We start from the raw sequence: 15,791 nt of genomic DNA on the forward strand, positions 1-15,791 counted from the left end.
CGGGCGCCGGTTCATCTCAGCGGAACAGCAGGGACGACAGCTTGCGGCGGCCGGCGAGCGTCGCCTCGTCCATCGGTCCCCACGCCTCGAAGAACTGGACGAGCTGCTTGCGCGCGCCATCGTCGTTCCAGGCGCGGTCGCGCTTGAAGATCTCGAGCAGGTGGTCGGCAGCCTCGTCGCGCTTGCCGGCGGCATTCAGCGCCACCGCCAGGTCGAAACGGGCCTGATGATCGGCCGGATTGCTGGCGAGCTTCTCTTCGAATTCCTGTATCGGGCCCAGTTCGGCCGCCTGTTCGGCAAGCTCGAGCGCCGCCTTGGCCGCCGCCACGGCCTTGTCGTTCAGCTTGTCGGCCGGCACCTGCGCCAGGACGGCCTTGGCCTGTTCCAGGTCACCGCTGGCGACCGCCGCACGGGCAAGGCCGCCCAGGGCGGCCAGATTGTCCGGCTCGACGTCCAGCACCTGGGCATAGATCTCGGCCGCGCCGGGAAGATCACCCTCGGCCAGGATGGCGTCGGCCTGGGCGATGACCTCGGCCATGTCGGCTCCGGCCTTGCCGCCCACCAGCTTTTCGATGAAGGCGTTGACCTGACCTTCCGGCAGGGCTCCCATGAACCCGTCGACGCCCTGGCCCTTGTCGAAGGCGACGACCGCCGGGATCGACTGGATGCCGAGCTGGCCGGCGATCTGGGGATGGTCGTCGATGTTCATCTTGACCAGCTTGACCTTGCCCTTGAAGGCATTGACCACCTTCTCGAGCACCGGGGTCAGCTGCTTGCAGGGTCCGCACCAGGGCGCCCAGAAGTCGACCAGAACCGGCTGGCTCTTGGATTCCTCCAGCACGTCCTTGACGAAATCCTTGGTGGTCGTGTCCTTGATCCAGCCGCCGGCCGGAGCCGCGGCGTTGGGGGCGGGGGCTGGGGCCGCCTGGGGCGCTGCGCCGCCATAACCACCGCCGAACGAGCCACCGAAGGACCCACCAAATTTCGCGCTGCCATTGCCGCTCATCGCATGCTCCCTGCGGGGGGCCAATGACCCCGCCCTGGCCGAATTGTTCGAGGCATAGATGGACGCTCGGGCTCAAATTGCAACGTGAAATCGAACCGCGCCCGACGACGGCCGCCTTTCGACCATCGGTCGACTGGCCTGACGGCGCCGGCTTGACAGGGCAGGAGTGCCGACTAGCGTCTTGGCCCAAGCAAGACTGGCCGCTTCGCTCGGCCGAGGAGGACGCATTGACCCATGGCGGACCGCTCGCCGGCCTGACGGTGATCGAACTGGCGGGCCTGGGGCCCGGACCATTCTGCGGCATGATGCTGGCCGACATGGGCGCCGAGGTGATCCGTGTCGACCGCGCAGGCGCCGCCTCCTGGTCGGCGGACGGCTCGCTCGGCCGCGGCCGCAAGTCGATCGCGGTCGACCTGAAGAAGCCGGGGGCGGCCGAGCTCATCCTGCGCTTCGTGGCCAAGGCTGATGCACTGATCGAAGGCTTTCGCCCCGGCGTCGCCGAGCGGCTCGGGCTCGGCCCGGACATTTGCCTCGCCGCCAACCCGCGTCTCGTCTATGGCCGGATGACCGGCTGGGGCCAGACCGGACCGCTCGCGTCGGCGCCCGGCCACGACATCAATTACGCGGCTCTGTCGGGCATGCTCTGGCCGATCGGCCCGGCCGACCGGCCGCCGGCCATTCCCCTGAACCTGGTCGGCGATTTCGGCGGCGGCGGCATGATGCTGGCGCTTGGCATTACCGCCGGCGTGCTCAGCGCACGCGCCACCGGCAAGGGCCAGGTGGTCGATGCCGCGATGGTCGACGGGGCCGCGGTGCTGGGCACGATCATCTTCGGCATGATCGGCAACAAGACCTGGAAGGTCGAGCGTGAAGCCAACATGCTCGACGGTGGAGCGCCGTTCTACGGCGTCTATGAGACCGCCGATGGGCGCTACGTCTCGATCGGTTCGCTCGAGCCGCAATTCTACGCCGCCCTGATCAGGCTGCTGGACCTGACCGATCCGCGTTTCGCCAAGCAGTGGGACAAGGCCATGTGGCCGGACCTCAGGGCGACATTGACGGCGACGTTCAAGTCCCGGTCGCGTGATGCCTGGTGCGACCTGCTGGACGGCAGCGACGTCTGTTTCGCGCCGGTGCTGGATCCGGCCGAAGCCGCGACCCACCCTCATAATCTCGCGCGCGGCACCTTCGCCGAGGTCGATGGCGCGCCCATGCCCAAGCCTGCGCCGCGCTTTTCCGGAACGCCGACCCAGCTGGGGGCGGCGTCCGGCGAGCCGGGAGCCGATACCGGCGCCCTTCTGCTGAGCGCGGGTTTCAGCCGCCAGGAGATCGAGGCGGCCAGGGCCTCGGGCCTGGTCGCCGGCCGGATCGATCCGTAACCGAAGCCATGACGGGTGCGGCGATGCATCGCGATATCGATGCCCGGCCGCCCGATCCGAGGGACAAAGCATGACCGAGAGCTTCGCCGACATCATCGAGCGGGCCCGCCCGCTGATCGCCTCCGCGCCGGTCTCGGATGCGCTCGACCAGCACGGCTTTCACCGCCAGATCCTGCCGCCCCATATTCGCCCGGTCGATGACGGGACGGTGCTGTTCGGTCCGGTGCGCACCGGCTCCTACCGGCCGATCTGGGAGACCATCGAGACCGTCTACGATCTGGAAATCGCCCTGGTCGACGACCTCAAGCCCGGCGAGGTCTGCGTCATGGCCTGCGGCGGCAATCTCGGTATCGGCCCCTGGGGCGAACTGCTGTCGACACGCGCCCGCTACCTGAAGGCCGCCGGCTTCCTGACCGACGGCGCGGCGCGCGACATCGTCGCCATCCGCGCCATGGGCTTTCCGGTGTTCACCGGCGCGCTGTCGCCGGGCGACACCCAGGGACGCGGCATGATGGCGGCCAAGGATATTCCGATCCGCATCGGTGAGACCGATATCGCGCCCGGCGACATCATCGTCGGCGACGTCGACGGCGTGGTGGTGGTGCCGCGGGCGGCGGCGCTGGCGGTGCTGTCGACCGCGCTCGACAAGATCACCGGCGAGCGCCGCATGCGCGCCGATATCGAAGCCGGCATGTCGCTGGCCGAGGCCTTCAAGAAACACGGCCTGCTGTAGGGCCCGAAGCCTGGGGCGCGACGCTCAGGCGACCGTGCTGAGCGGCGGCGCCTCGGCATGGCCGCTCGAGGGATCGCCGTCGTCGAAGATGGCGTCGCTCCACTGCAGCTTGCGATAGTTGAAGCCGCGCTGGATGGTCGGTTTGACAATGGCGAAATAGGGCGAAATGTCGAAATCGCGCGGTGCGTAGAGCGAATGGTGGCGAATATGCAGGATCTCGCGCCGGGCGGCCCGGCCGCGCGCGCGCTGCTCGCCTTCCTTGGCCACCCGCTCGATCTTCGGCAGGATCGGGTAGCGCACGGATTCGAAGGCCTGGGCGATCAGCGTCGAGCAGATCGCGCGGGTCGGATCGCCCGAGCCGAAGGCGATCATCCGGCGGCGCCAGCGCACCGGTACCGGCATGGGCACCAGGAAGCGCAGCATGTCGAGAATGTTCTTCAGATCGTAATCGAGGCCGATCCGGTCGATCATGAAGCTGCAGACCCGGTGCTGGTCCTCGGCGGTCAGGCCGACCGGCCGGCAGATGCGGGTGTGGAAGTCGCGATATTTCGACAGCGGCGCGGAGATCACGCCCTCGCCGAGATAGGCTTCGATCAACACGTGAGGTTCGCCATTGGGCTCGAAGCGGCCCTCGATCGGCCCGACATACATGGCGGCATGGGACCAGGTCGACTGGGTCAGATATTTGATCACCGCGGAGATCCGGGTATCGCCCTCGACCAGCAGGATGTCGGCCGGGCGGAGCGCCGAGCGGAGTGCGAAGGGATCGCTCGGCGTGGTCGGCTCGTAGCCGGGCGAACGCTTGTCCAGGAAGCGCGCGACGCGCCGTCCGAGCGCCTCGAGTAGCCGTTCTCCCATCACGTCCCTCCCCAGGGACCCCCGTCACCTGGAGGTCGAGTGTCTGTCGCGATCGGTTGCGAACAGGTTCACGTGTCGCCCCACCATGGCCAAGACGATGCCATGAGCCCGTGATAAGCGTCACATATTGTCGGGATTCGCAGAGCACAATGAACGGATTGTTGATGACCCGCCGCAGTCTCCTCGCCGCTTCGGCAGCCCTGGCGGCGGGACCTGCCTCGGCCCAGGGCGAGCGATTGCCGGCCGAAGTCGACGTCGTGATCATCGGTGCGGGCGCCGCCGGCATCGCTGCCGCGCGCAAGCTGATCGCGGCCGGCCGGTCGGCCGTGGTGCTGGAGGCCAAGGACCGGGTCGGCGGCCGCTGCGTCACCGATACCGTCAATTTCGGCACGCCGATGGATCTCGGCGCTCATTGGATTCACGCCCCGGCCGACAATCCGCTGGTGCCGCTCGCCCGCGGCGCGGGATTTTCGCTCTATGACGATCCGGACAAGCCGCGCCTGATGATCAAGGGCCGGGGGCCGCGCGAGGGCGAGCGGGAGGGCTTCGCCTCGGCGCTGCGCCGCGCGCAGCGGGCGATCCTCGACGCCGGCGAGGCCGGGCGCGAAGTGGCGCTGTCGGAGGTGGTGCCGACCGATCTCGCCGACTGGCGGCCGACGGTGGAGTTCCTGAAGGGCGCCTGGGATTCCGGCAAGGAGATGGCGCAGATCTCCTGCGTCGATTTCTACAATGCCATCGAGACCCGCGACATGTTCTGTCGCGAGGGCTACGGCACGGTCGTCGCCAGGCTGGCGGAGGGCCTGCCGGTGCGATTGTCGACAGCGGTGACCAAGGTCGACTGGTCGGGCCGCGGCGTGACGGTGGAAACGCCCGCCGGCACGCTGAAGGCCCATCACGCCATCGTCACGGTGTCGACCGCCGTGCTGGCTGCCAATGTCATCCGCTTTTCGCCGGCCCTTCCGAAGCGCCAGCAGGACGCCTTCAATGCGCTGTCCTGCGGCGCCTACGAGCATCTGATCGTCCAGTTGCCCGACAATCCCGCCGATGCCAGCCCGGACGAGGCTTTCGTGGTCAAGGCGGACGGACCGGCGACGGCCAAGCCGCTGGCCCGGATCGGGGGTTCGGACTGGTGGTATCTCGATGTCGGCGGCCGGTTCGCCCGCGATCTCGCGGCGGCAGGACCGGCGGCGATGAAGGCCTTCGCCAGCGAGTTCGTCGGCAATGAGCTCGGGCCGCGGGCGCGCCGGGCGCTCGGTGAGGTGCAGGTGACCTCGTGGAGCACCGATCCCTTCGTGCGTGGCGCCTGGTCGGTGGCCGGCCCTGGCGCGACGCCGCAGCGGCTGCGGCTGGCCGAACCGGTCGGCCAGCGCATCCTGCTCGCTGGCGAGGCGACCGATGACGGCCTGTGGGGCACGGTCGGCGGTGCCTGGGCGTCCGGCGAGCGGGCTGCCGATCAGGCGCTGCGCTGGCTCGCGCCGCCGGCCGCCAACCGGCGACGTCGCTGACGCCGGCGGCGGCCGGTCCCATGTCGACGGCCCGTTAATGTCAACGGCTCATTAACGTTAACGGATTATGACCTGGATATTGAGGGGGAGGGGCCGCTCGATTCCGGAGTTCACCATGCCGCGTCTCATTTCGCTGCTGCCGCCCAGGTCGGTTCTGATCCTGGCGGTGACCGTCGCCGCCCTGGCGACCGGCGGCTGCACGACACGTTCGCGTTCCAGCGGCGGCGACATCACCGGCTCTGTGCCGCAGGCGCCGTTCACCGAGCAGCAAGCACGCCAGGAACTCGACGGCCTCGCGGCGCGCTATCAATCGAGCCCGCAGGATGTCCCCAACGCCATGCGTTATGGCCGGGCCCTGCGCGCGACCGGCCAGGCGACCCAGGCGGTGGCGGTGCTGGAGCGGGTGGCGATCAAGGATCCGACCAACATGGCCCTGCTGGGCGAATTCGGCCGGGCCCTGGCCGATGTCGGCCGTTTCGACCAGGCCATGGAAGTGCTGTCGCGGGCGCAGCGGCCGGACATGCCGGACTGGCGGGTGGTCAATGTCCAGGCTTCGATCCTCGACCAGATGTCGCGGCATGACGAGGCCCAGAAGATGTACCAGGACGCGCTCAAGATCGCGCCCGGCCATCCGTCGATCCTGAGCAATCTCGGCCTGTCGCTGGCGCTATCCCGCAAGCTGCCCCAGGCCGAGCAGGTGCTGAGGCAGGCGGCCGCCCATCCGCAGGCAGATCGCCGGGTCAGGCAGAACCTGGCGCTGGTCATCGGCCTGCAGGGGCGTTTTGCCGAGGCCGAAGAACTGGCGCGCAGGGATCTGGCACCCGCGGAAGCCGAGCAGAATGTCGCCTATCTCCGGCAGATGCTGGCCCAGCAGAACTCCTGGCAGCAGTTGCGCCAGGGCGACCGGCGCCCGGCGAGCAGGGCGGCCGCGCAGCCGGCGCCGCGCGGATGATGCAGGCCTGATAAGGCAACGGCCGGACGCTGGTGCATCCGGCCGCCGATATCGTCTCAAGCTGGCGCGTCGGCTTATTCGGCGGCGAGACGCACCGCGGGCGCCGCCGCCTTCACGTCGGCGTCGACATAGGGCTCGAACTTGGTGAAGTTCTCCTGGAACATCTCGACCAGCTTGCGCGCGGTCGTGTCGAACTCGGCCTTATCGCGCCAGGTCTTGATCGGGTAGAGCATGTGCGGCGGCACGCCGGGCACCGAGGTCGGCACCGCGAAGCCGAAATAGGGGTCGCGGCGGAAGTCGGCGCGGTTCAGCGAGCCGTCGAGGGCCGAGCGCAGCAGCAGCCGGGTGATCGAGATCGGCATGCGGCGGCCGACGCCATGCTTGCCGCCGGTCCAGCCGGTATTGACCAGCCAGCAATCGACATGGTGCCGGGCGATCAGCTCGCGCAGCAGATTGCCGTATTCGGACGGGTGGCGCGGCATGAAGGGGGCGCCGAAGCAGGTCGAAAAGGTCGGCTGCGGCTCGGTGACGCCCTTCTCGGTGCCGGCGACCTTGGCGGTGAAGCCCGAGAGGAAGTGATACATCGCCTCCGCAGGCGTCAGCTTGGCGATCGGCGGCATGACGCCATAGGCATCCGCCGTCAGCATCACGATGTTCTTCGGATGGCCGGCGCGGCCGGTCTCCGAGGCATTCGCGATGAAATGCATGGGATAGGCGACGCGGGTGTTCTCGGTCTTCGAGCTGTCGTCGAAATCCGGCACGCGGGTGACCGGGTCGATGACGACATTTTCCATCACCGAACCGAAACGCTCGGTCGTCGCGTAGATCTCCGGCTCGGCCTCGCGCGACAGCTTGATCGCCTTGGCATAGCAGCCGCCCTCGAAATTGAAGATGCCGTCCTTACCCCAGCCATGCTCGTCGTCGCCGATGAGCGTGCGGGTGGCGTCGGCCGACAGCGTGGTCTTGCCGGTGCCCGACAGGCCGAAGAACACCGCGGTATCACCGCTCGGCCCGACATTGGCCGAGCAATGCATCGGCATGACCCCCTGCGGCGGCAGCAGGAAGTTGAGCATGGTGAAGACCGACTTCTTCATCTCGCCGGCATAGCTGGAGCCGCCGATCAGCACGATCTTGCGGGTGAAGTCGCAGGCGATCACGGTCTCGGTGCGGACGCCGTATTTTTTCGGGTCGGCCCGGAACGAGGGCAGGTCGACGATCGTCATGTCCGGCACGAAGGACGCGAGCTCGGCAAGCGCCGGGCGGATCAGCAGATTGCGGATGAACAGGTTGTGCCAGGCATATTCGGTGAACACGCGGGTCTTGATCCGGGTCGCCGGATCGGCGCCGCCATGCAGGTCCTGAACGAACAGTTCGCGGCCCTTGGCATGGGCCAGCATGTCCGCCATCAGAAGCGCGAAGGCGTCAGGGGTGATCGCGCCGTTATTGTCCCACCAGACGGTCTTGTCGGTGGTGGCGTCGCGCACGACGAACTTGTCCTTGGGCGAGCGTCCGGTGTGCTGGCCGGTCTCGGCGACAACGCAGCCGCCGGCCGAAAGCTTGGCCTCGCCGCGGGCGATGGCCTCTTCGACCAACTGCGGCTCGAGATAGTTCCAGTGGATCGCCTTCAGCCCCGAAAAGCCGAAAGCTTCGGCCCCATGCGCCTTATTCCAGGTTCCGGTCTGATTCACGGAAGTCCTCCCTTAAGCCCCCGCGTGTTCCGCCTCGCGGGGGCAGTATGGTGATCCCAGGACGGGGGTCACGAAAGATGGCGCTTCCCCTAATCCAAAGGCTCTTTGCCGGCAAGTGCAACCGATGGCAGAGGCCCCGGGTTCCCGGCCCGGTGCCGCGTGGTCGAGATACGATGGCCGGGCCCGGCCGGTTGAAAGGCTTGCCAAGGCGATCGCCGCGCGGCAGAGACGCGCGATGAAGCCGGTTTCGAACCCGTCCGACCGTACATTGCGCTCTGCCGCCGAGCTGGTCGAGGCGCGACTTGTCGCGCCCGCGCGCGCGGGCGAGGCGGCGCGGGTGGCGGAGCGTTATGCGGTGGCGGTGACGCCGGCGGTGGCCGCGCTGATCGACCCGGAGGCCGCGAACGATCCGATCGCCGCGCAATTCGTGCCCGATATCCGCGAGCTCGACCGGCAGGCCGTCGAGCGCGACGATCCGATCGGCGACCACGCCTATTCACCGGTCGAGGGCATCGTCCACCGCTACCCCGACCGGGTGCTGCTGAAAGTCGTCCATGTCTGCCCGGTCTATTGCCGCTTCTGTTTCCGCAGGGAAATGGTCGGGCCGAAGGGCATGGGCAACCTGTCGCCGGCGGCACTCGCCGCGGCGCTCGCCTATATCGCCGCCCGGCCCGAGATCTTCGAGGTGATCCTGACCGGCGGCGATCCCTTCATGCTGTCGGCGCGGCGCGTCCGCGCCGTGACGCGAGCGCTCGCCGCCATCCCACATGTCAAGGTCATCCGCTGGCATACCCGCGTGCCGGTGGTCGATCCGGCCCGCGTCACCGCCGATTTCGCCCGTGCCCTGAGGGCACCGGGCAAGGCCGTCTATGTCGCGGTGCACGCCAATCATCCGCGCGAATTCAGCACCGAAGCCGAGGCGGCCCTCGCGCTGCTGGCCGATGCCGGCATCGCGCTGGTCAGCCAGACCGTGCTGCTGAAGGGCGTCAATGACGATGCCGAGACGATGGCGGCGCTGATGCGCGCGTTCCTCGCCAACCGGGTGAAGCCCTATTACCTGCACCATGCCGACCTGGCGCCGGGCACGGGGCATTTCCGCACCACCATTGCCGAGGGCCAGGCGCTGATGCGGCAATTGCGCGGCCGGCTCTCCGGCCTCGCCCAGCCGACCTATGTGCTCGATATTCCCGGCGGCGAAGGCAAGGTGCCGATCGGCCCGGATTATTCGGGCGCCGGCGAGGTGACCGATTATCGCGGCGGCCGGCACGACTACCCGCCCAATGACAATAAGAAGAAGGAGACCTGAGCCATGGATGTGAAGGACAGCAATGGCGCCATCCTGAAGGACGGTGACAACGTGACCCTGATCAAGGATCTGAAGGTCAAGGGCACCTCGGTCACCTTGAAACGCGGCACTGTGGTCAAGGGCATCCGGCTGACCGACAACGCCGACGAGGTCGAGTGCCGGGTCGAGAAGGTCAAGGGTCTGGTGCTCAGGACCGAGTTTCTCAAGAAGGCTTGAGCGGACCGACCTCCGCTCTGCACGGCGATCATGACGGCCTGATTTTGGTGCAGACAAGTCGTGGATATCAGGGACAAGCCCGGGCAAGACGATGTGCTGGCCGCACGGCGTGCAAGGCCGCGGAGCGGGCTTTGCGTCTTGGTCGATCCCGCCTCCGCCTTCAGGGGCAACTCTCGTCTTGGCCGGGCTTGTCCCGGCCATCCACGAATTCGCCCCAACGGCTCATCGACAGCGGTGCATTCAAGGGTGGATTTGTGGGGAAAGCGCGGCGTCACCGCAGGCTCTATTCGTCGATCGGCACGCGGCTTTCGACCATGATTTCTTCCGGGGTGAGCCGGCAGCGATAGGCCAGCATCTCGACGCCGCGCTCGCGCGCCCGGTCGAAGGCGCGGCCATAGGCCGGGTCGATATCCCTGGCGAGCGCGAAACGGTCGGCGCCGCCATATTGGATCAGGAAGACCATGACGGCGCGGGCTCCGGCCTCGACCTGGTCGCCGAGCTCCTCCAGGTGCTTGGCGCCGCGCGCGGTCACCGAGTCCGGGAATTCGGCGAGGCCCGGCCGGCGCATCAGGTGGACGTTCTTGACCTCGACATAACAGGGCGGCCGGCCCTCGGCGGTCAGCAGCATGTCGACGCGCGAATTCCGGCCATAGGCGACCTCCGGGCGGAGCGTCCCATAACCCGACAGTTCGGCAATGGTGCCATCCAGGACGGCGGCGGCGACCAGGCCGTTGGGATGGCTGGTATTGATGCCGACCATTTCGATGCCGCGGCCGAAGTCGATCTCGGCAAGCTCCCAGGAATGGCTGAGCTTGCGCGCCGGATTGTTCGATTTCGACAGCCAGACCTTGGCGCCCGGCACGTTCAGCCCGAGCATCGAGCCCGGATTGGCGCAGTGCACGGTCATCGCCTCGCCGGTGTCGAGCACGACATCGGCGAGGAAGCGCTTGTAGCGGAGGACCAGGCGTCCCGGAATCAGCGGTGTCGGAAAGCGCATGCCTCGCTCAGGCGACGTTGCCGCCGAGCTCGTCGTCGACATGGGCGCGGACGATCTCCTCGAAGCTGTTCTCGGCGGTGAAGCCGAAACTGCTCGCGCGCGCCGCGTTGAAACGCTGCGGCCAGCCGGAGACGATCTTGATGATGACCGGGTCGGGCTCGCGGCGCACCAGCTTCAGGGCCTTGTCGCCGCCGATCTTGCGCAGCGCATCGAGCTCTTCGCCAATGGTGGCGGCCACCCCCGGCATGGTCAGGTTGCGGCGCCAGCCGAGCGGCTCGAGGTTCATCGTCGCAGCATGAACCAGGAAGCCGACCGCCGAGCGCGGGCTCGCGTGCCAATGCATCACGTCGTCGCCAACCGGGAGGACCGCTTCCTGGCCGGCGAGCGGCTCGCGGATGATGTTGGAGAAGAAGCCGGAGGCCGCCTTGTTCGGCTTGCCGGGGCGCACGCAAATGGTCGGCAGGCGGATGCCGATGCCGTCGAAACAGCCCTTGCGCGAATAATCGGTCAGCAGCAGCTCGCCGATCGCCTTCTGGGTGCCGTAGCTGGTGAGCGGCGTGTGGAAGAACTCGTCCTCGATCACTTCGCGGAACGGCGCGCCATAGACCGCGATGGAGGAGGTGAACACGACGCGCGGATGATAGGGCGCGCGCAGCCCTTCCTGGCGGATCGCCTCGTAGAGCTGGCGGGTGCCGTCGAGATTGATCCGGTAGCCCTTGTCGAAATCCGCCTCGGCCTCGCCGGATACGATGGCGGCGAGATGGAAGATCACGTCCGGACGGGCACCGATCATCGGACCGGCGGTGTTGGGCGCCGAGATATCGGTCGCCCAGGCGGTCACCCGGCCGCCGAAGCCCTTCGGCTTCTCGGGCGCCACGACATCGACGAGCGACAGGGCGGTGATCGGCTTGCCGCCGAGTTGGCCGTCTTCGACAAGGCGGTCGGTCAGCTTGCGGCCAACCATGCCGGCGGCCCCGATGATCAGAATATGCAAGAGCGTATCCCCTGTGCGCTGAGTGATTACGCCGACCTTACCGCCCTATCGCGACACGGGGAACCGGTGTTGACGCTTGGGCCGGATGCGGCCGTCGCATCGAGCACCATTGACGCATCGAGCGGCCCGCGCCATGCAGCAGGCAACAAGGGCGACGATCCCGGAACATTTGGGAGTGGAGACACCATGGCGACCGTCTTGTCCGGCGAGTGGGACTATATCATCTGTGGCGCCGGCACCGCCGGCTGCGTGCTGGCCAACCGGTTGAGCGCCAATCCGAAAAACCGCGTGCTGCTGATCGAGGCCGGCACCAAGGATGACTGGATCTGGTTCCACATCCCGGTCGGCTATCTCTTCGCCATCGGCAATCCCAGGTCCGACTGGATGTTCAAGACCGAGCCGCAGGCCGGCCTCAACGGCCGCTCGCTGGTCTATCCGCGCGGCAAGGTGATGGGCGGCTCGTCGGCGATCAACGCCATGATCGTGATGCGCGGCCAGGCCGCCGATTACGACCACTGGCGCCAGCTCGGCCTGACCGGCTGGGGCTGGGACGACGTCAAGCCGATCTTCAAGGGCGTCGAGGATCATTTCCTCGGCGCGACAGAACATCACGGCGCCGGCGGCGAATGGCGGGTGGAGGCGCCGCGGGTGCGCTGGGACCTGCTCGACAGGGTGCGCGAGGCGGCGACCCAGATGGGCATTGCCGCCATTGACGACTTCAACACCGGCGACAACGAGGGCGCCGCCTATTTTCACGTGAATCAGAAAAAGGGCCTGCGTTGGTCGTCGGCGCGCGGCTTCCTGAAACCCATCATCGACAGGCGTGACAATCTGGAAGTGCTGTCCGGCGCCGTCGTCGAGCGGCTGACGGTCGAGGGCGGCCGGATCACCGGCGTCGAGCTCCGGCGCGGCGGCGAAACGCTGGTCGCCCGTTCAGCCGGCGAGGTCATCCTGGCTTCCGGCTCGGTCGGCTCGACCCAGATCCTCGAACTCTCCGGCATCGGCCGCGGCGAGGTGCTCGGCCGCCACGGCATCGCCGTGGCGCTCGACAAGCCGGGTGTCGGCGAGAACCTGCAGGACCATCTGCAACTGCGCGCGATCTATAAGATCGACGGCGTCAAGACGCTGAACGAGACCTATCACAACCTGATGAAACGGGCCTGGATGGGGATGGAATATGCGTTGTTCCGCTCGGGTCCCCTGACCATGGCGCCGTCGCAGCTCGGCATTTTCACCCGCTCCGATCCGCATCAGGAGCGGGCCAATATCCAGTTCCACATCCAGCCCTTGTCGCTCGACAAGTTCGGCGAGCCGCTGCACCGCTTTCCCGCCTTCACCGCGGCGGCCTGCAATCTGCGGCCGACCTCGCGCGGCTCGATCCATATCCGCTCGGCCGATTTCGCCGACAAGCCGATCATCCAGCCGAACTATCTGGCGACCGAGGAAGACCGGCTGGTGGCGGCCGATTGCATCCGCCAGACCCGCAGGCTGATCAGCCAGCCGGCGCTCGCACCTTATCACCCGCAGGAATATCTGCCGGGGCCGTCGGTCGGCGACGATCCGGAAAGCCTCGCCAAGGCGGCCGGCGACATCGGCACGACCATCTTCCATCCGGTCGGCACGGCCAAGATGGGGCTGCGCTCCGATCCGACCGCCGTGGTCGACGAGCGGCTCAAGGTGATCGGCATCGACGGCCTGCGCGTGGTCGACGCTTCGGTGATGCCGACGATCACCTCGGGCAATACCAATACGCCGACGCTGATGATCGCCGAGAAGGGCTCGCGGATGATCCTGGAGGACGCCCGACGCTAACAATCGGCTGGTGCCGTCGCAACCGGCCGAAACAGTGCCGCCCTAAAGCGCTTCTTTTCGCAACGATGCGAAGGATGGGGAGCGAATGCAGGGGATGACGAGACGGGTGGCCGTGGCCCTGGCGCTGATGCCGGGGATCTTCGGCCTGGCCAACTGCCGCGGCGAGAGCGCGGCGGTGGTCGCCGAGGCCGGTTATGTGAAGGGGCGGGCGGTCGACGACCAGGGGCGGCCCCTGGCGGGCATCCAGGTCAGCGCGGTCTATCAGTCCTATGGCGGCGGGCGGGCGATGCGTTATGGCGCAAGCCACAGCCGCAGCGACGTGACCGGAGCCGACGGCAGCTATCGCATCAGGATTTCCGATATGGCGCCGGGGGAATATTCGGCATCGGCCTATCGACCGGGGACCGGCGGCGATGCCGGCATCCAGGTCGCGCTGCTGGCAGAGGATCCTGCCCTGTTCGCCAACAATGCCGCGACCATCCGCAATTTCAGGATGGAATTCGTCGAGCAATTGCCCGGCAATCCCTATGGCAATGGCGGGATCTTCGTCGTCGAGACGGTCTTCGGCCACACCGTCGCGTTCGCCGATATCGAGGTCACGCTGCGGCCGACCGGGGGCGGCCGGACCATCGTCCGGCGACTCCGCCAGACCGGCGAGGGCTGGGTGGCCACCGGTGTGCCGCCGGGACAATATCGCGCCTCCGCCACGCTCAACGGCCGGCCGCTCTTGATGAATGCCAGCGGCATGGACGATGGCAGCGATCCCTTCGCGACCAGCCTGGTGGGGAATTTCAAGGGCGGTTTCAGCGGCAACCTGTTCCGCGTCAGGGTCAAGCCGCATTAGGTGCTGGGGCAACGAGGGCTGAAGCGGCCGGCATTTGCAGAACACTCTCACCTGACCGCTGCGACAGACGTCACCCCCGGCCGAGGCGAAGCCGAGGGGAAGGGGGCCAGAAGTTGCAGAGTTGAACCTTACCGCAGCGATCCTGTCGGAAATTGGCCAATCTGGACGATCATTCCAGTTGATGGCCTCGTCCAAGCCGCTCCTGGACCCCCTTCCCTCGCTTCGCTCGCCCCCGGCAAAGCAATTGCTTTGCCTTGGGGTGACGTAGAGATTGAGACTCAGCCGTCGGCGCATCCGGGCGGATGCGCCGACAACCGCAAAGGTCACGCCGGCATGGCGGTTTCGACGAGCTTGGCCCAGTAGCTGGTACCGGCGGGGATCGCCTTGTCGTCGAAGTCATAGGCCGGGTGGTGGCAGGCGGCGGTGTCGCCATTGCCGACGAAGATGTAGCAGCCGGGCCGCTCGTTGAGCATGTAGGAGAAGTCTTCGGCGCCCATCAGCGGCGGCGTGTCGGTGTCGACCTTGTCGGTGCCGACAATGCTCTTGGCGACCTCCGCGGCGAATTTGGTCTGGGCCTCGTGATTGAAGGTGACCGGATAGCCCCTGAGGTAATCGACCTTGGCGGTGCAGCCCATGGCCTCGGCGATGCCCTCGGCGGTCTGCTTCATGCGCTCCTCGACCAGGTCCTGCACCTCCGGCTTGAAGGTACGCACCGTGCCGAGCATGCGCAACGTCTGCGGAATGACGTTGAAGGCCTCGCCCGCATGGATCGAGGTGATCGACACGACGGCGCATTCGATCGGGTCGACATTGCGCGACACGATGGTCTGCATCGCCTGGCCGATGGCGAAGCCGACCGGCACCGGGTCGATGCACAGATGCGGCATGGCGCCGTGGCCGCCCTTGCCTTCGATATCGATGATGAAGCGGTCGGCGGCCGCCATGGACGGGCCGGTGCGGACGGCGAAAGTGCCGAGCGGAATGCCCGGCATATTGTGCATGCCATAGACCTCCTGGATGCCGAAGCGGGTCATCAGGCCGTCCTTGACCATCAGGTCGCCGCCGCCGCCGCCTTCTTCCGCCGGCTGGAAGATCATGATCGCCGTGCCGTCGAAATTGCGCGTCTCGGCGAGATATTTGGCGGCGCCCAGCAGCATGGCGGTGTGGCCGTCATGGCCGCAGGCATGCATCTTGCCGGGGATCTTCGACTTGTAGGGGGCGTCGGTCGCCTCTTCGATCGGCAGCGCGTCCATGTCGGCGCGCAGGCCGATGACCTTGCCGGACCCACCCTTGCGGCCCTTGATCACCGCCACCACGCCGGTCTTGCCGAGCCCGGTGACCACTTCGTCGCAGCCGAATTCCCTGAGCTTGTCGGCGACGATGCCCGAGGTGCGGAACACGTCGAACAGCAATTCGGGGTTCTCGTGGAAATCCCGGCGCCAAGCGGTGATTTCATCGGCGAGATCGGCGACGCGGTTGATGATGGGCATGGAACGCTCCG

Annotated in this window: 14 protein-coding genes; 8 read left to right on the plus strand and 6 right to left on the minus strand. The window is 67.3% G+C overall.

Annotated elements, in window-relative coordinates; translation table 11 throughout:
- Window positions 1-16 precede the first annotated feature (16 nt).
- Window positions 17-1,006, minus strand: a complete 990-nt coding sequence (gene trxA / locus AC07WJ_RS03575) for a thioredoxin (RefSeq protein WP_494933144.1) — start codon at window positions 1,004-1,006, stop codon at window positions 17-19.
- 227 nt (window positions 1,007-1,233) lie between these two features.
- Between trxA and AC07WJ_RS03580 the strand changes: the two genes are divergently transcribed.
- Together AC07WJ_RS03580 and AC07WJ_RS03585 are read left to right on the plus strand one after the other, a co-directional pair.
- Window positions 1,234-2,385, plus strand: a complete 1,152-nt coding sequence (locus tag AC07WJ_RS03580; RefSeq protein WP_494933145.1) for a CaiB/BaiF CoA transferase family protein — start codon at window positions 1,234-1,236, stop codon at window positions 2,383-2,385.
- A gap of 70 nt (window positions 2,386-2,455) precedes the next feature.
- Window positions 2,456-3,118, plus strand: coding sequence for an RraA family protein (locus AC07WJ_RS03585; protein ID WP_494933146.1), 663 nt, complete (start codon window positions 2,456-2,458; stop codon window positions 3,116-3,118).
- Window positions 3,119-3,142: 24 nt separating this feature from the next.
- On the opposite strand, the gene AC07WJ_RS03590 is transcribed toward AC07WJ_RS03585, so the two are convergent.
- Window positions 3,143-3,976, minus strand: coding sequence for a C40 family peptidase (locus AC07WJ_RS03590; protein WP_494933147.1), 834 nt, complete (start codon window positions 3,974-3,976; stop codon window positions 3,143-3,145).
- 164 nt (window positions 3,977-4,140) lie between these two features.
- On the opposite strand from AC07WJ_RS03590, the gene AC07WJ_RS03595 reads away from it, so the two are divergent.
- A complete protein-coding gene (locus AC07WJ_RS03595) occupies window positions 4,141-5,481 on the plus strand; it encodes a flavin monoamine oxidase family protein (protein ID WP_494933148.1) in 1,341 nt (446 codons plus the stop codon).
- Between the two features lie 115 nt (window positions 5,482-5,596).
- Window positions 5,597-6,433 (plus strand): tetratricopeptide repeat protein, encoded by an 837-nt coding sequence (locus tag AC07WJ_RS03600; RefSeq protein ID WP_494933149.1) that lies wholly within the window; start codon window positions 5,597-5,599, stop codon window positions 6,431-6,433.
- A gap of 74 nt (window positions 6,434-6,507) precedes the next feature.
- On the opposite strand, the gene AC07WJ_RS03605 is transcribed toward AC07WJ_RS03600, so the two are convergent.
- Complete coding sequence (locus AC07WJ_RS03605) at window positions 6,508-8,121, minus strand: phosphoenolpyruvate carboxykinase (protein ID WP_494933150.1); 1,614 nt, start codon at window positions 8,119-8,121, stop codon at window positions 6,508-6,510.
- A gap of 235 nt (window positions 8,122-8,356) precedes the next feature.
- Between AC07WJ_RS03605 and AC07WJ_RS03610 the strand changes: the two genes are divergently transcribed.
- Both AC07WJ_RS03610 and AC07WJ_RS03615 read left to right on the plus strand, forming a co-directional pair.
- Complete coding sequence (locus AC07WJ_RS03610) at window positions 8,357-9,427, plus strand: lysine-2,3-aminomutase-like protein (RefSeq protein ID WP_494933151.1); 1,071 nt, start codon at window positions 8,357-8,359, stop codon at window positions 9,425-9,427.
- A 3-nt stretch (window positions 9,428-9,430) separates the two neighbouring features.
- A complete protein-coding gene (locus AC07WJ_RS03615) occupies window positions 9,431-9,643 on the plus strand; it encodes an alkylphosphonate utilization protein (protein ID WP_494933152.1) in 213 nt (70 codons plus the stop codon).
- 283 nt (window positions 9,644-9,926) lie between these two features.
- Here AC07WJ_RS03615 and sfsA read toward each other — a convergent pair whose 3' ends face one another.
- Together sfsA and denD are read right to left on the minus strand one after the other, a co-directional pair.
- On the minus strand, window positions 9,927-10,640 hold the full coding sequence (gene sfsA, locus AC07WJ_RS03620) for a DNA/RNA nuclease SfsA (RefSeq protein WP_494933153.1): 714 nt from the start codon (window positions 10,638-10,640) through the stop codon (window positions 9,927-9,929).
- A gap of 7 nt (window positions 10,641-10,647) precedes the next feature.
- The gene (gene denD / locus AC07WJ_RS03625; protein WP_494933154.1) at window positions 10,648-11,634 is read right to left on the minus strand and encodes a D-erythronate dehydrogenase; all 987 of its coding nucleotides are present in this window, start codon (window positions 11,632-11,634) and stop codon (window positions 10,648-10,650) included.
- Between the two features lie 186 nt (window positions 11,635-11,820).
- Between denD and AC07WJ_RS03630 the strand changes: the two genes are divergently transcribed.
- Entirely contained in the window at window positions 11,821-13,446 is a 1,626-nt protein-coding gene (locus AC07WJ_RS03630) for a GMC family oxidoreductase (RefSeq protein ID WP_494933155.1), read from the plus strand.
- A gap of 94 nt (window positions 13,447-13,540) precedes the next feature.
- On the plus strand, window positions 13,541-14,290 hold the full coding sequence (locus tag AC07WJ_RS03635) for a carboxypeptidase-like regulatory domain-containing protein (RefSeq protein ID WP_494933156.1): 750 nt from the start codon (window positions 13,541-13,543) through the stop codon (window positions 14,288-14,290).
- A gap of 323 nt (window positions 14,291-14,613) precedes the next feature.
- On the opposite strand, the gene AC07WJ_RS03640 is transcribed toward AC07WJ_RS03635, so the two are convergent.
- Window positions 14,614-15,780, minus strand: a complete 1,167-nt coding sequence (locus tag AC07WJ_RS03640) for a M20 aminoacylase family protein (RefSeq protein ID WP_494933157.1) — start codon at window positions 15,778-15,780, stop codon at window positions 14,614-14,616.
- Between the last annotated feature and the right edge of the window lie 11 nt (window positions 15,781-15,791).

The organism is Phreatobacter sp. GW821-FHT04C01 (assembly GCF_059420385.1).

Bases quoted from the DNA above. Each gene is read 5' to 3' on its own strand.
- trxA (WP_494933144.1), bottom strand. From the start codon at position 1,006: ATGAGCGGCAATGGCAGCGCGAAATTTGGTGGGTCCTTCGGTGGCTCG.
- AC07WJ_RS03585 (WP_494933146.1), top strand. From the start codon at position 2,456: ATGACCGAGAGCTTCGCCGACATCATCGAGCGGGCCCGCCCGCTGATC.
- AC07WJ_RS03590 (WP_494933147.1), bottom strand. From the start codon at position 3,976: ATGGGAGAACGGCTACTCGAGGCGCTCGGACGGCGCGTCGCGCGCTTC.
- AC07WJ_RS03595 (WP_494933148.1), top strand. From the start codon at position 4,141: ATGACCCGCCGCAGTCTCCTCGCCGCTTCGGCAGCCCTGGCGGCGGGA.
- AC07WJ_RS03600 (WP_494933149.1), top strand. From the start codon at position 5,597: ATGCCGCGTCTCATTTCGCTGCTGCCGCCCAGGTCGGTTCTGATCCTG.
- AC07WJ_RS03610 (WP_494933151.1), top strand. From the start codon at position 8,357: ATGAAGCCGGTTTCGAACCCGTCCGACCGTACATTGCGCTCTGCCGCC.
- AC07WJ_RS03615 (WP_494933152.1), top strand. From the start codon at position 9,431: ATGGATGTGAAGGACAGCAATGGCGCCATCCTGAAGGACGGTGACAAC.
- sfsA (WP_494933153.1), bottom strand. From the start codon at position 10,640: ATGCGCTTTCCGACACCGCTGATTCCGGGACGCCTGGTCCTCCGCTAC.
- AC07WJ_RS03630 (WP_494933155.1), top strand. From the start codon at position 11,821: ATGGCGACCGTCTTGTCCGGCGAGTGGGACTATATCATCTGTGGCGCC.
- AC07WJ_RS03635 (WP_494933156.1), top strand. From the start codon at position 13,541: ATGACGAGACGGGTGGCCGTGGCCCTGGCGCTGATGCCGGGGATCTTC.
- AC07WJ_RS03640 (WP_494933157.1), bottom strand. From the start codon at position 15,780: ATGCCCATCATCAACCGCGTCGCCGATCTCGCCGATGAAATCACCGCT.